The sequence below is a fragment of the Arcobacter sp. F2176 genome, from assembly GCF_004116465.1.
GTDB lineage: Bacteria > Campylobacterota > Campylobacteria > Campylobacterales > Arcobacteraceae > Arcobacter > Arcobacter siniprincipis.
This window is the reverse complement of the sequence record NZ_PDJV01000023.1, coordinates 26091-39833: the sequence shown is the minus strand read 5'-3', so window position 1 is coordinate 39833 and position 13743 is coordinate 26091. Positions and strand designations below refer to the sequence as shown.

Here is a 13743-nt window from a genome sequence, read left to right as displayed (position 1 = left end):
CAATTAAAGAAAATAGAAGAGTATTTTAATAACTATTTAAATGTTCAAAAAAATATGCCTGTTTTAATAAAAGCAAAATCAATAGAAAAACTCATTGAAGATGCAAGAATATTGAAAAATAAATATCCTAACTCTTATATCCCAATTTCTATATTAATAGATAAAAAAAGCTTTTTAGATAAAAATATTTTATTACAAAACATAAACTTGAAAAATATAAAAAATCAATTGGATAAAAAAGCTGTAGAATTAGGGTTTAAAGCTAACTATTTCAAAGATGCATATATTTTAAGCAATAATAAGCCAACTTATACAAAAGAGTCAATAAATGATTTAGGAATAGATGTTCTTCAATTTAAAGATTATTTTTTGACTTATGCAAATTTGCCAAAAGATAAAATTGATGAATTTTCTAAGTATGATTATATTGAAAATATAAGCATTAAAACAATGTTTGAGCAAAATCTAAGCTCTATATACGATGAATTGATTCTTTATGGCATAATATCTGTTTTGTTTATTTTATTTATGTTATTTTTATCAACAAGAGATAATTATCTTCTATCTTTTACATATTTGATTTTCCCAATTGCCTTAATATTATCATTGTCCTTTTTTATGACATTTAATATTTTGCATTTTTTTATGCTATTTGTGATTTTATCTATAAGCATAGATTTTGGTATTTACCTTGGTTCAAAAGAATTAGATAAGAGTACTTATATAGCTATTCTCTACTCTTTATTCTCTACTTTTGCTGGATTTGGAGTATTGATTTTTTCTAAAATAAATGCACTCTTTTCTATAGGTATTATTGCCTCTATTGGTATACTTGCAATTGCACTTCTAATAATAATTTTAAAAAGGCCTTCTTATGACTCTTAAAGTATTTAATGATAATGGTTCAGTAAATGAACATGAAATAAAAAAAGAACTATTTTTTGATAAAGAGTGCTTAAATAAAGTATCTTATATAGCTTCTTCTAAAAAAGAAACAAATGTTTTAAATATGATTAAATCATATTTCTCAGGTGCAAAATCAATTTTATTTGATGAAACAAATAAATCTTTGAATGATTCTTTAGATAAGTTAAATATAAAAGAGTTTAATGAGCCAAGAAATAATGAAAATATTTTTTATGACAAAGATTTTATGTTTTTATATTTTAGTTCAGGAAGTACAGGTTTCCCAAGTGGAGCATTAAAAACAAAAGAAAATATATTAGAAGAGATAGAAGTAATTACTTCATCATTAAAAGAGTTTAATATAAAAAGAGTTATTGTTACTGTTCCTTTTCTTCATCTTTATGGTTCATTGTATGGATTGTTTTTTCCTTTAGTAAATGACATAGATATATTACTAAAAGAGCACTTTTTACCCCATGATCTTCTTGATATGATAGATGATAATTCTTTAGTTGTAACTACACCTTTATATATAAAATCATTAAATAGAATAAAAGAGTCAAAAGATCTTTCTAAATCTTTATTTGTAAGTTCTACTGGGCCATTATTACCTTCTGATGCAAAGGATTTTAATGAAAAGTTTTCTACAGATATTTTACAAATATTTGGCTCTACTGAAACAGGCGGAATTGCATATAAATACAATGATGACTCTCTTTGGACAACTACTCCTAAAGTAATTAACTCTACAAATGAGAAAAATGAGTTAAAAGTACAATCACCTTTTATATCAAATTTGATTTATGAAGAAGAGTTTAAAATAACAAATCATCAAATACAAACCTTCGATTATGTAGAATTTTATGAAAACAGATTTAAACTAATCGGACGAAGTTCTCAGATTCTGAAAATAGCTGGTAAAAGATATTCAACAATACAAATTGAAAATATCTTAGAAGAGGTTGAAGAAATAGAAAAAGCAGTTGTCTTTGTAAATTCAAATGAAAAAAATAGTTTAAAAGATGAGGTTTTAGATATTACTATTGAAAGTAAGCACGAGTTTTTAGTTAAAGATATAAGAAAGATATTACAAAAAGAGTTATCAAATATCAAATTTTCTATTAATTTAAAAATTGTCGATAAAATAAAAACATCAGCTGTTGGTAAAAAACTTGCAATTCAATAATTTATTTGCAATTGGCTATAATCAGCATAATAAAAATAAAGAAAATTAATGTCTATTATAATAAAAGATTTGAATAAGTCCTATAACAATGTTCCTATTTTAGAAAATCTCTCATTGGAGATTACAACAGGTTCTGTATTTGGTTTATTAGGACCAAATGGTGCTGGGAAAACTACTTTGGTATCTATTTTAAATCATCTTATTTTAAAAGACTCTGGCTATATAGAAATTTATGGTTTAGATTTTGAAAAACAGAAAAATGAAATAAAAAAAATATCTTCATATATACCTCAAACATATGCTTTTTATCCTGATTTAACAAGTTATGAAAACTTGGAATTTTTTGCAGCTTTATATGGACTAAAAGGTGATAATTTAAAAAAACAAATTTCTTATTGTATTGAAGCTACTTCTTTAGAAAAGTTTGTAAATAAAAGAGCTTCGACATATTCAGGTGGAGTAAAAAGAAGATTGAATATTGCTATTGGCTTACTTAATTCTCCTAAAATAATATATTTTGATGAACCAACAGTTGGAATTGATCCCCAATCAAGAAAATATATCTTAGAAGTAATAAAGAATCTAAATAAAACTCAAGATACAACTATTATTTATACTTCTCATTATATGGAAGAAGTTGAATATTTATGTGATGAAATAGCAGTACTAGATAAAAATAAAATCATACTACAAGAGAAAAAAGATGTTTTAATAAAAGAAAAATCTATCATTGAAATTGAGTTGGATAATGAAAAGATAGATGTTGATATTTCTAACTCTTATGATAAATTTTTAGATTTGATGTGTGAGTTAAAAAATATAAATAAGAATATTAAAAATATTAATTTCCCAGATAAGAATTTAGAAAAGCTATTTTTATCCCTTACTAAAGAGGATTTGAGGGACTGATGTTTAAATATATTTTAAAAAAAGAATTTTTACTGATATTTAGAGATATTCATGCCTTGATGGTATTATTTATTATGCCAGCACTTTTTATTTTAATAATGTCATTAGCTTTAAAAAATACCTATTCAGATAACTTTGAGTCAAAATTAAAAGTTGCAGTAATAAGTTCTGAAAATAGTGATATAAAAGAATTTGTAAAAGAGTTAAATAAAAGTAAATATTTTTCTGCAAGTTTGGTACAAAATAAATCTTTTGATACTTTAATATATAAAGAGAATTATGATTTTATTGTAAATATTGATAAAAATTTTAAATCAAAAATAAATAGCAATGTTAAAGATTTTGAGATAAAGACTTTTAGTAAATCAAGTATAAAAAAAGAGTATTTTTATATATTAAAAAATAGTATAGCAGAAATTATTTCAAAAAGTATTATGAAAGATTATTTTGTAAAATCAAAAATTGATGCTAGGACACTTTCAGTACTAAGTGATAAAATAAATAATACCTATATTTATAAAGGCAATAAACCAAGATTGAAACCAAGTTCAGTACAACAAAGTGTTCCAGCTTGGCTTGTTTTTTCTATGTTTTTTATTTTGATACCTATTTCAAATACTTTTATAAATGAGAAAAATTTTGGTACGATTTCAAGAATCAGAAGTATCAATGTATCTTTATTTCCAATACTAATTGGTAAAATTATCCCATATTTTCTTCTAAATCAAATTCAAGTTGTGATTATGATTTTAGTAGGGATATTTATTGTTCCTTTATTTGGTGGTGATTCTTTAGTCATAAGTGGGAATTATTTACTTATCTTTTGTATGAGTAGTACTATTTCTTTCGCTGCAATTTGTTTTGCTTTATTTATAGCAAATATTAGTAAAACAACAGAAGAAGCTACTTCTATTGGAGGAGTTACAAATATAGTTTTAGCAGCACTTGGAGGAATTATGGTTCCTAAATTTGTGATGCCACAATTTATGCAAGATATATCATCTTATTCTCCTATGTCTTGGGGGTTGGAAGGATTATTAGAAATTTTTGTTAGGGGTGGAAGTTTTAGTGACATAAAAATTTATATATTGTATTTGGTAATATTTGCTATAACATTTTTACTTTTAGCATACATGATATTAAAAAAAGGAAATAATCAATGAGTGATTTAAAATATGAATTAAAAAAGTTAATTATTGAAGAGTGTGAAAAGGAGTGTGAAATAGAAGATATCAAAGATGATGATATCTTATTTGATCCTGAGTCTGCATTAGAACTTGATTCAATGGATGCACTTCAAATATCTATGGCTTTAAATAAAAAGTATGGAATAAAAACAACAGACAGTAAAGAACTTAGAAAAATAATGGTTTCAATTAATACTTTAGCAAAATATATTGAAGAGAATTAATGAATAAAGTTTATATAACAGGTTCATCAATTATTTCTGCACTTGGAAATAATAAAGATGATTCTGTTAAAAAAATCCAAGAAATTACAGATGATAATTATTTTGAATATTTAAAAGATAATTTTCAAGAATTAAAATATTATCAAATAAAGAAAAACTTCGTATCAAATGAAGAGAAGTTTTATTCAATATTAGAAGAAGTAGTACTAAAAGCAATAGACGATGCAAAGTTGTCAAATGAAGAAACAAAAGATTTACATATTTTTTTAGGTTCAACTTCAATGTCAATATCTATAGTAGAAGAACAACACTTAAAGTATAAAAATGAGCAATCAAAAGAAGAGATTAGAAATATTGGATATGGAGAAATTGGTAATTTTATTGAAAATTTAATTAGTTCAAAATATAAAGCAACAATAATCCAAACGGCTTGTACTTCAAGCGCAAATGCAATTTGTAATGCAAGCGATTTAATAAAAAATAATAAAATAAAAAAAGCTTTAGTCATAGGTTTTGAATTTTTTAATTATACGACTTATAGAGGCTTTGAATCTTTGATGCTTTTAAGCAAGTCAGGAGAATATAAACCCTTTGATATAAATAGTGATGGATTGATTTTAGGTGAGGCATGTTCTGCTGTTATCTTGGAATCAGAAAGAAAAGAAGAAAATGATTTTGAAATAGTATCATCAAATAGTAACTTTGATAATTATTCTGTAACAAGCTCTAATCCAAATGGAGAAGTGACACTCTCTTGTATGGAAGAAGCTTTAAAAAAAGCCAATTTATCAATAGAAAATCTCACCTGCTTAAAAGCACATGCAACAGGAAGTGAAAATTCAAATTTATCTGAAGTTATTGCTATTGATAAACTATTTAAAAAGTATAAGAAAAAAACCGATGTTGTGATTTTGAAACCTTATATTGGACATACTTTAGGTGCTTGTGGAACTAATGAAATTGTTTTATTATGTGAAAGTATTAAAAATGCTTTTTTACCAAAAACAATTAATTTCTATGAGAAGTATAATAATATAGATTTTACTCCTTTATTAAAAAGTAAGCAAGTATATAAAGCAACTGTACTTTTTCATTTTATAGGATTTGGTGGAAGTAATACTTCTATAGTTTTAAGTAATGAGAGCTAAAATGTATATAAAAAGTATTTATAAACAGGTAAATGAAAATAAATCTGCAAAAGAGTATAGAAAAGATTTAAAAGAGATTTCTACTTTGAATCTAAGACGTAATTCAAAATTTAATGTTATGTCTGTTTATGGAGCAATAAAGACACTAAATAATGTAAAATATAAAGATAACTTATCTATTTACCTTGCAAGTGAATATGGCTGTATTGAAGATTTGATAAAAGTGTTAAATCAAATAAATAGTGATGATTCTATGGTTATGCCTTTTGACTTTTTAAATGTAAATACAAATAATACTGGATTTCTTATCTCTCAAGCATTAAAAACAATTGGAAATAATATAAATATAACATCTGAAGATTTATCTTTTGAAAAAGCATTTGAATTAGCATATTTTGATTTTTATTTTAAGAAAGTAGATGAAATATTGATTGGAGGAGTAGATGAATCCCTCTCTAATGTTTTAAATCATAATTCAATTATAAATAACTTGTATAATTTAGATTCAAAAGATAACTCATCTTGGCTTTATATCAATAATGATAAGACAGATTCTTTAGCCAAAATAAAGCATTTTGATTTTTTTGTAAATCTGGAAGAACTAAATAAATATTTAAAAATTATTGATTATAAAATTGTAGGATTGAATCAATTTGCAAAAAAATATATGAGTGAGTTAGAAATAGCTGAAGATTTAATATATAAAAATAAAGATAATTTTAGTGGGACTTACAGTGTTGCTGATATTATTGATCTGTTAGAAGAGAAAGAGGAATCATCTATTTATATAAGTTTAGATTCTAAGAAAAGAGCTTATCTTTTCTTTTTTAAATCTATTTAAATCGTTTTCAATATTTTAAAAGCTTCTTCTTCTAAAGTTGAAGCTTTTATTAGAATAACTGAAATTTCTTTACTATTAAATTTTTCTGTTTTTTTTGCAGATTCTACACATTTTAAAGCAAAAAATCTAAGTGTATCTCCTGATTGAGTAATTAATTCACTAGCTTTTTGAAGTTTTTCATTGTCCAAATTATATTTTTTTGATTCTTGTAAAAATGCAGCATATAAGAATCTAAATCCACCTCCACCAGTTCCTATTTCTTCTTGCATTCTCACTATATGAGTTAGATAATTCTTAATATATCTTTGATCCGTATTTTTTTGAAGTTTTTCTATTGATTTTGCTAATTTTCTCATTCCTTTGATTCCTGCAAAAGGGAATGGAGTTAACATAGATTTTGCATTTTTTTTAATGGCTTTTTTTAATATTGTTGTAAAATCAATATTTTTAGGAATATTTGTAGGATAATAAATAAATCCTTTAGGGGCAAATGCTCCTTTTGCAAATCTAGCAATTGTTAAATCTTTTTCATTACATTCAACTACATCTTCAAAAACTGGATCAGAGATTTTATATTTTTTGCCAATCTTACCATACACTAATAGATTGTGTGCATTAAAATGAAATCTCATGTTCTCAGGCATATAAGGAAGATAAAAAACAGAAGTTTGCAAGCCTACAAGTTTTTTTTCATCTTCTACTATTTTAGTAAGTTCTAAATTCGCTTCTAAAAGATTTTTATATTGTTTTTTGAAAATTGTAACGCCTAGAACTTTTTCAATTTTTTTTACAATATTCTTAGGTAAATCCCTATACGCAATCAATGGAAGATTATTTATTTTGATAAAAGGAAAAAAAGCAAATGATAGAGTACTTGTTATTCCAAAAGCCATTGGTTCGCTAATTTTTAATCCATAATGTGTTAATAAAGTAGAAACAACTCCACTTTCACAATGTGCAAATTGAGAATGTTTAAAGTTTTCTGTCATATTTAAAATCCTTTAACTCTTCAATCTCAATATTAAAAGCATCTGCATATTTTTTAATTGTATCATCTTTTAATTTTTTAAATATTTTCATTTTAAGATGTCTTTTAACTCTAAAAGAAAACATATCTACTGCACTTGTTAGGGTTGGTAAATCCATTCTATTTTTATACATGTAATATTTAATTGGAGATGCAATATTATTTTGAATATCTTCTAAACACTCTTTTTCTAATTCTTTATACTCTTCTACTGCTGTAATAGTTGCATATTCTTCTACACTACTTGCATAATTTATTCTTTGAAATTCTCCATTGTCATCTGTTCCATACATAACTTTTTTTTGTCCATCTAGTGTAGAATTATTTTCTTGTGGAACATCAATTTTTTTCATTAAACAACTTCTAAAGACATAAATGCAGTAGAAAATCTTCCACTTTCGGGAATATAACAAAGGATTTTCTGACCTTTTTTTAATCTATCACTATTAAATAATTCTTCTAACATGATATACATAGAAGCACTCCCTGTATTTCCATGTGTTACTAGATTTGTAAACCATTTGTCATATGGAATTTCAAAGTTTGCTTTCTTTAATCCTTCATATAATTTATCTCTAAAGTATGTTGAAGAATAGTGTGGTAAAAAATAATCATATTGTTCTGGATTGATTTTCCGTTTTTCAATTATTTTAATTAAAGGTTTTATTACTGTGTATTCAACGATATTTTCATTTAGAAGTTTTACATCTTGTCGTACACTTAATAATGACTTTTTCATAACTTCTTCTTGCTCATAAGCACGCCATGATTTAATAGAATTATTTTCAAGTATTTCTAGTCCACTATACATACAAACAGGCATTTCTCCAGCATATGACAAGACATCAATAAACTCAATTTTTAAAGAAAGTTTATTTTTATTTGCTTTGTTTTCTACTCTCATAGCTCCTGCACCATCAGAAAGCATCCATCTTAGAAAATCTTTTTCAAATGCTATTCCTGCATTTCTTTCTAACTCTTCTAATTGATGGTTTGATTCTTCTGTGAAGTTTCTAGCGCATAAGATTGGAGAAGATGCTTCTGAACCACAAGAAACTGCTTTTGTAAGATCTCCTGCTTTTATTCCATAATAGATATATTTCAATGCATTTATTCCACTTAAACAAATTCCAGAAGCTGATATTGTTTCAATTCCACTTATTCCCAATTCTCCTTGCACCATCAAAGTATGTCCAGGCATTAATTGATCAGGTGAAGTAGTTCCACAAGCTAAACATTGAATGTCATTTAAAGTAAAATCTTCATCAATTAATTTATTGATTGCATTTGAACAAAGTTGAGCATTTGTAAATAAAGGCTTTTGAGTTCCTTTTTCTAAAACATAAAATCTTTTTTTTATTCCATTACTTCTTAAAACTATATTTTTTGCTTTTGATTTTTTACCACCAATATAGCCCAAATATTCTTCTATATCTTTATTATCTACAGGTTCATTTGGCATAAATTTTTGAATGTTATTTATATAAACATTTGACATTTATTGATATTCCTTTATTCTTTCATCACTACTTCCCGAAGGTAATTCATATAGTTCTTTTTCTTTTATAACTGCATCTTTGTTTATTTTTCTTAAAATCGATTGTATTATCATATTTATAGGAACTACTGTTATTATCATCAATAATAAAAATATTAAGTACAACATTACAATTGGTTTTCTTTTTATGTCACCTGGTTTACCAATTTTTTTTATTAGTTTACCCCAAATAGTGAAGCTTTTGGTTCCTATCTTTTCACTTTTGATAAGTTTTGTATCTACAACAACTGCTTTTAATCCATAAAGTAAACTTTTATTTTCTTTTTCTTTATCATTCATTAAAGCATCAACTAGTGCTTTCCCAAATCTTTGAGATTTTTTTATTTCATTTTCATCAATTCCTGCACTACTTAATCCAAAAATTGAATTTTTTTTACCAGTTAGCATCCATCTAGGTGTTGTGATAAATGTCTCTAAAGAGTTACCTTTGTCAATAAGTACCACATTATCTATTAATTTTGCATCAAGGTTTATTAAGATCTTTTTCATCTTTTCTTGCGCCATTATCCACATATTTCTACAGCCAATCAGAGTAATTACAGGTTTATTTTTAAATTTCTTTTTTGCCCAAGAAGATTTTAAAAATGATGAGATAGGAATAGAAGGTGATAAAAACCAAACTTGATAAGAAAGTATAATCAAATCATAATCATTGGAATCATCTTCAAACTCATTTATTTCACAAGGATCAAGATAAACAGACTCAGGAAAGCTATCCATAAAAGTCATAAGAGACCAAGGAAAAGGAAAAGTTTTTTTTGGTTCAATATTTTTATAAATAACTTCAATATTTTTATTTTCAAATAAAGGTTTTGTGAAATTATTGACTAAATTACTTAATTGTCCAGTTTGAGAATAAGAAATTACTAAAACTTTTTTTTGATTCAAAGTAGATGCCTGAAAGATTATTTTTATTATGATAAAATATCATTTTTTTTATTAAAAATGAATAAGAGAAGTTGTTATTTCGTAATTATTAATGTAATATAGTCTTTAAAACTATATTACATTAAAGAAATTATTTTTGTAACATTGATAATTGAAGATTGATTGCATTTTCTAAGTTTTGAATCCATCCATTGTAGTTTTGGTGAATTTGATTTGTTTGAGAATTGTATTTCAAATTTAAACTACTTTTATAATTGATTGAGAAACTTTTTTCTGTATAAGGAATCTCAACAACTGCTTGATGTTTTCTAACATTAAGTTTTCCCATTGCTAATCCAGGTTTAACTTTTGTAATAATCCAACCTTTTGATGCACCTGCAAATTTAATTGCATTATAAACTTTATCCATAGATGCTTTTACTTCTATTGGATCATTATTAACATTATAAATAGAAGCTGTTCTACAACCTGCTAAAAAAAATAATGCCAAAAATAGTATACTTGATACTTTTAAAATATTCTTCATTTTATCTCCTGCGTTTTTTTAAATCTTATGATTATATCATTGTAGCTATTATAATATAATTAATAAATTAGTTATTAATAAAAAATAATTTTATTTACTTGCTAATTTATTTAATTCTTTTATATTTAAATTATGACAAAGTTTTACACCATATAGAAAAATTATCCATGAGGTATAAATCCAAAGAAAAGTAAAAAGAAGTGTTGCCATTGAGCCATATAGGGTTGTATATGTTTGATTGTATAAGATGTAATAGATAAATAGGTTTTTTGTTATTGATATGACTACCAAAGTAAAAAATGAAGATATAAGTGCTGCTTTTACACTAATGTATGTATTAACTGTTAATTTAAATAATACAAAGAACAAACTCCATCCTAACATTAGGGTTAATAAAAAGTCAAAAATTGTATTATTGTAAAATGTTGTTAAAATTATATATCCTGCAAAAACTGCTGGAAGTAGAGTAATAAATAAAAGATAAAAGAAAAAAGAAGCATAAATTGATTTTCTTTTTGTTTTATGAATTTTATTTACAATATATTCATAATCTTTAAAAAACATTGTAAATACAAATAACATATAAATAATACCTATATTCCCAAGTTTATCTGAGTTGGCTATAAAGTTTTTAAACTCTTGGGCAAAGTTTTGAGAATGAGAAGGGTTGATTAAATTTAATATGTAATTTATAAATAAATCAACATAATCGTTAAATTGTTCTAGGTTTGAAATTATTGCAATGATTAATGCAAAAATTGGAAGGATTGAAAAAATAGTAAAAAAACTAAGACTTGCGGCATAATATGTTGTATCATCATTAAAAAATGAATCTAAAACTTCTATTAATTTTGCAAATAGCTTTTTACTATTTTCTTTCATTATTTCACTTTATAAACCCATTTTATGTGGATTTAAAATATTATTTGGGTCAAATGCTTTTTTGATACTTTTAAATAGTTCAAGTTCTGCTTGGGAAAATGCTATATTCATAAAAGGAGCTTTTGATAGACCAATTCCATGTTCTCCACTTAAAGTTCCTCCCATATCAACTACTAGTTGAAAAATCTCTTCAATGGCTTTATGTCCATCGTGCATCTCTTTTTCATTTGTTTTATCTTTAACCATTACATTAACATGGATATTTCCATCTCCTGCATGTCCAAAACAAGGAACATTGAAACCATATTTATCACCGATTTTATATATTTCATCTAAGGCAACTGGTAGTTTACTTCTTGGAACTGAAATATCTTCATTAAGTTTTTTAGTTCCATATATTGCAGTTGCTGGACTTGCATTTCTTCTTGCAAACCATAATTTAGCTGCTTCTTCATCATCTTTTGCGATAATAAATTCAGTTGAACCATATTGGGCAAAAGAGTTTTCTAAAGTTTTTAATTGTTCTTCTACTTCAGCTTGGCTACTTCCATCAACATCACCTACTAAAATCCCACCTGCATTTTCAGGTAGACTTACTTGTGGAAATTTTTGTCTTAACGCTTTTATTACTAAAGCATCTAAAAACTCCATTGCAACTGGATTTGCTCCAGATGCTAATGATTTAAATACAGCATTCATAGCTTTATTTACATCAGGGAAAACACCCATGTATGTTTGTTTGAATTTTGGTTTTGGAATAAGTTTAAGCGTGATTTCTGTAATAATTGCTAGTGTTCCTTCACTTGCTATTAAAATACCAGCAGTGTTATATCCTGCCACATCTTTAATAGTTTTTTTACCAGCTCTTATAATCTCACCATTTGGTAAAACAGCTCTTAAAGCAACTACATAATCTTTTGTAATACCATATTTTGCTGCTCTCATTCCACCAGCATTTTCACTTACATTTCCACCCAAAGTAGAGTAGTGCTCACTTGCTGGATCTGGCGGATAAAATAAACCTACTTCTTCAACTGCTTTTTGAAATTCCATGTTTATAAGACCTGGTTGTACAACTCCTAACATGTTTTCCATATCTATTTCTAGTAGTTTATTCATATGTCGCTCAAGGCTTAAAATAATACCACCTTCAGAAGGAAGTGCTCCACCTGTAAAACCAGAGCCTGCACCTCTTGGAACTATTACTATTTTATTTTCATTACAATATTTTAATACATCTGATACATCTTGCTCATGTCTTGGAAAAACAACAGCCTCTGGCTCAAATCTCTCTTTAGTAGCATCATAACAATACGCTATTAAATGTGCTTTGTCACTTTTGACATTTTCTTTGCCTACAATTGAAATAAAGTATTCTAAGTGATTATTTTTTATCATTATTTAGTCCTAAGACATTTGTATAATATGAATTATAATCTATTTGATCTTTACTTTTCTTAGTTGCTAAATCACCATATAAAACTTCTTCTTCTGTTCTATCATCATTTAAAAACTTTGTAATAGCAGAGAAGTCTAGCCAACTCCATATATCAGATGTGAAAATATTTGATTCAATTTTTTCAACTCTTGTATAAAATGGCATTTGTGTTTTACTTGAAACATTTGGAATAGTTTGTTTATTTAAAAGTGTAAAAGTTCTACTATCTAAGATATATAAATTTGATTTTATTACTATAAATATAGTTCCCATATTTTGAGAAAGTGCAAATTCTTGAATCATCTTTTGAGTTGGAAGAGGTCTATATTCACTTTTTAAATATGCTCCAAAGATATCTGAGTGCACAAAGTTATTTTTAGTAAATTTTCCTCTTGTTGCTCTAAATGCATCAATATTTGGTGTAATTAATAAACTTTGATCATACATAAAATTTAAGATAAATGTATCATTATTTGTTACAGTTCTATTTGATGTTGGAATTGCATTTTGTTTTAAATCTAAAAAAGGAATAAATTTTACAGTTGAATAGTTTGCATTTGAACTTTCAACATAAGCACTTGATATAATAAGAGAATTACCATCTTTGTATGTATGTTGAATAACACCACTTTGTCCAATTTTCAAGTTTCCAATATTTATTTTTGCATGGTCACTTGTCACATCATAAAGTTTGCTACTTTGAGTTTGCATATCTAAAGCAGTTGTAATATCATTTTTAGAAGTTAATTCTTTGTCAATAACTACAGGATTTATATCACTTAATATATAAGTATAATCTAAACCTTTTTCTGCAGTTTTAATTTCAATATCTTTTATATACCAACCAGCTCTTTTCATCTCTTTTAGTGATTTTTCACCCTTACACTCACCACCATCTAATTTAGTAGTTTCAATAGTTGATGGAGTTTCCCAAGATTTTTTATAACAAGTTGTAGTTTCTGCATTTAAACTATTTGCAACTAAAAGTGTTGCTCCAAGTAGTAATAATTTATTATTTATCAT

Annotated in this window: 14 protein-coding genes and 1 pseudogene; 7 read left to right on the top strand and 8 right to left on the bottom strand. The window is 25.7% G+C overall.

The features are described 5' to 3' along the window. The 7 genes and pseudogenes from CRU95_RS16670 to CRU95_RS14585 all read left to right on the top strand — a co-directional run. Positions 1-885, top strand: a pseudogene (locus tag CRU95_RS16670) (hypothetical protein); the annotation flags it as partial. Next, complete coding sequence (locus CRU95_RS14610; protein WP_129101860.1) at positions 875-2092, top strand: AMP-binding protein; 1218 nt, start codon at positions 875-877, stop codon at positions 2090-2092. The pseudogene CRU95_RS16670 and the gene CRU95_RS14610, both read left to right, overlap by 11 nt. A 48-nt stretch (positions 2093-2140) precedes the next feature. Continuing rightward, positions 2141-3001: an ABC transporter ATP-binding protein gene (locus CRU95_RS14605; RefSeq protein WP_129101859.1), complete on the top strand. Its 861-nt coding sequence runs from the start codon at positions 2141-2143 to the stop codon at positions 2999-3001. Continuing rightward, positions 3001-4164, top strand: coding sequence for an ABC transporter permease (locus CRU95_RS14600; RefSeq protein ID WP_129101858.1), 1164 nt, complete (start codon positions 3001-3003; stop codon positions 4162-4164). Before CRU95_RS14605 ends, CRU95_RS14600 begins: the two co-directional genes overlap by 1 nt. Continuing rightward, a complete protein-coding gene (locus tag CRU95_RS14595) occupies positions 4161-4412 on the top strand; it encodes a phosphopantetheine-binding protein (protein WP_129101857.1) in 252 nt (83 codons plus the stop codon). Before CRU95_RS14600 ends, CRU95_RS14595 begins: the two co-directional genes overlap by 4 nt. Further along, positions 4412-5560 carry a beta-ketoacyl synthase N-terminal-like domain-containing protein gene (locus CRU95_RS14590; protein ID WP_129101856.1) on the top strand — a complete coding sequence of 383 codons (1149 nt, stop codon included), beginning with the start codon at positions 4412-4414 and terminating at the stop codon, positions 5558-5560. Before CRU95_RS14595 ends, CRU95_RS14590 begins: the two co-directional genes overlap by 1 nt. Beyond that, entirely contained in the window at positions 5550-6401 is an 852-nt protein-coding gene (locus CRU95_RS14585; protein ID WP_164969807.1) for a hypothetical protein, read from the top strand. The genes CRU95_RS14590 and CRU95_RS14585 overlap by 11 nt, the downstream gene beginning before the upstream one ends. Here the strand turns inward: CRU95_RS14585 and CRU95_RS14580 are convergent. The 8 genes from CRU95_RS14580 to CRU95_RS14545 form a co-directional block, all read right to left on the bottom strand. Next, positions 6398-7390 (bottom strand): BtrH N-terminal domain-containing protein, encoded by a 993-nt coding sequence (locus CRU95_RS14580; protein ID WP_129101854.1) that lies wholly within the window; start codon positions 7388-7390, stop codon positions 6398-6400. The genes CRU95_RS14585 and CRU95_RS14580 overlap by 4 nt on opposite strands. After that, positions 7374-7781: a hypothetical protein gene (locus CRU95_RS14575; protein WP_129101853.1), complete on the bottom strand. Its 408-nt coding sequence runs from the start codon at positions 7779-7781 to the stop codon at positions 7374-7376. The genes CRU95_RS14580 and CRU95_RS14575 overlap by 17 nt, the downstream gene beginning before the upstream one ends. Then, positions 7781-8926 carry a beta-ketoacyl-ACP synthase III gene (locus tag CRU95_RS14570; protein ID WP_129101852.1) on the bottom strand — a complete coding sequence of 382 codons (1146 nt, stop codon included), beginning with the start codon at positions 8924-8926 and terminating at the stop codon, positions 7781-7783. Before CRU95_RS14570 ends, CRU95_RS14575 begins: the two co-directional genes overlap by 1 nt. Beyond that, positions 8927-9874, bottom strand: coding sequence for a dialkylrecorsinol condensing enzyme (locus CRU95_RS14565; RefSeq protein ID WP_129101851.1), 948 nt, complete (start codon positions 9872-9874; stop codon positions 8927-8929). A gap of 130 nt (positions 9875-10004) precedes the next feature. Further along, entirely contained in the window at positions 10005-10400 is a 396-nt protein-coding gene (locus CRU95_RS14560; protein ID WP_129101850.1) for a hypothetical protein, read from the bottom strand. Between the two features lie 90 nt (positions 10401-10490). Then, a complete protein-coding gene (locus tag CRU95_RS14555) occupies positions 10491-11282 on the bottom strand; it encodes a YihY/virulence factor BrkB family protein (protein WP_129101849.1) in 792 nt (263 codons plus the stop codon). A 9-nt stretch (positions 11283-11291) separates the two neighbouring features. Continuing rightward, a complete protein-coding gene (locus CRU95_RS14550; RefSeq protein WP_129101848.1) occupies positions 11292-12680 on the bottom strand; it encodes an FAD-binding oxidoreductase in 1389 nt (462 codons plus the stop codon). After that, entirely contained in the window at positions 12667-13743 is a 1077-nt protein-coding gene (locus CRU95_RS14545; RefSeq protein ID WP_129101847.1) for a plasminogen-binding N-terminal domain-containing protein, read from the bottom strand. Before CRU95_RS14545 ends, CRU95_RS14550 begins: the two co-directional genes overlap by 14 nt.

Coding starts and splice junctions, on each gene's coding strand:
- CRU95_RS14545 (WP_129101847.1), bottom strand. CDS start 13,743: ATGATAAATAATAAATTATTACTACTTGGAGCAACACTTTTAGTTGCA.
- CRU95_RS14600 (WP_129101858.1), top strand. CDS start 3,001: ATGTTTAAATATATTTTAAAAAAAGAATTTTTACTGATATTTAGAGAT.
- CRU95_RS14610 (WP_129101860.1), top strand. CDS start 875: ATGACTCTTAAAGTATTTAATGATAATGGTTCAGTAAATGAACATGAA.
- CRU95_RS14555 (WP_129101849.1), bottom strand. CDS start 11,282: ATGAAAGAAAATAGTAAAAAGCTATTTGCAAAATTAATAGAAGTTTTA.
- CRU95_RS14580 (WP_129101854.1), bottom strand. CDS start 7,390: ATGACAGAAAACTTTAAACATTCTCAATTTGCACATTGTGAAAGTGGA.
- CRU95_RS14550 (WP_129101848.1), bottom strand. CDS start 12,680: ATGATAAAAAATAATCACTTAGAATACTTTATTTCAATTGTAGGCAAA.
- CRU95_RS14605 (WP_129101859.1), top strand. CDS start 2,141: ATGTCTATTATAATAAAAGATTTGAATAAGTCCTATAACAATGTTCCT.
- CRU95_RS14590 (WP_129101856.1), top strand. CDS start 4,412: ATGAATAAAGTTTATATAACAGGTTCATCAATTATTTCTGCACTTGGA.
- CRU95_RS14570 (WP_129101852.1), bottom strand. CDS start 8,926: ATGTCAAATGTTTATATAAATAACATTCAAAAATTTATGCCAAATGAA.
- CRU95_RS14595 (WP_129101857.1), top strand. CDS start 4,161: ATGAGTGATTTAAAATATGAATTAAAAAAGTTAATTATTGAAGAGTGT.
- CRU95_RS14575 (WP_129101853.1), bottom strand. CDS start 7,781: ATGAAAAAAATTGATGTTCCACAAGAAAATAATTCTACACTAGATGGA.
- CRU95_RS14560 (WP_129101850.1), bottom strand. CDS start 10,400: ATGAAGAATATTTTAAAAGTATCAAGTATACTATTTTTGGCATTATTT.
- CRU95_RS14585 (WP_164969807.1), top strand. CDS start 5,550: ATGAGAGCTAAAATGTATATAAAAAGTATTTATAAACAGGTAAATGAA.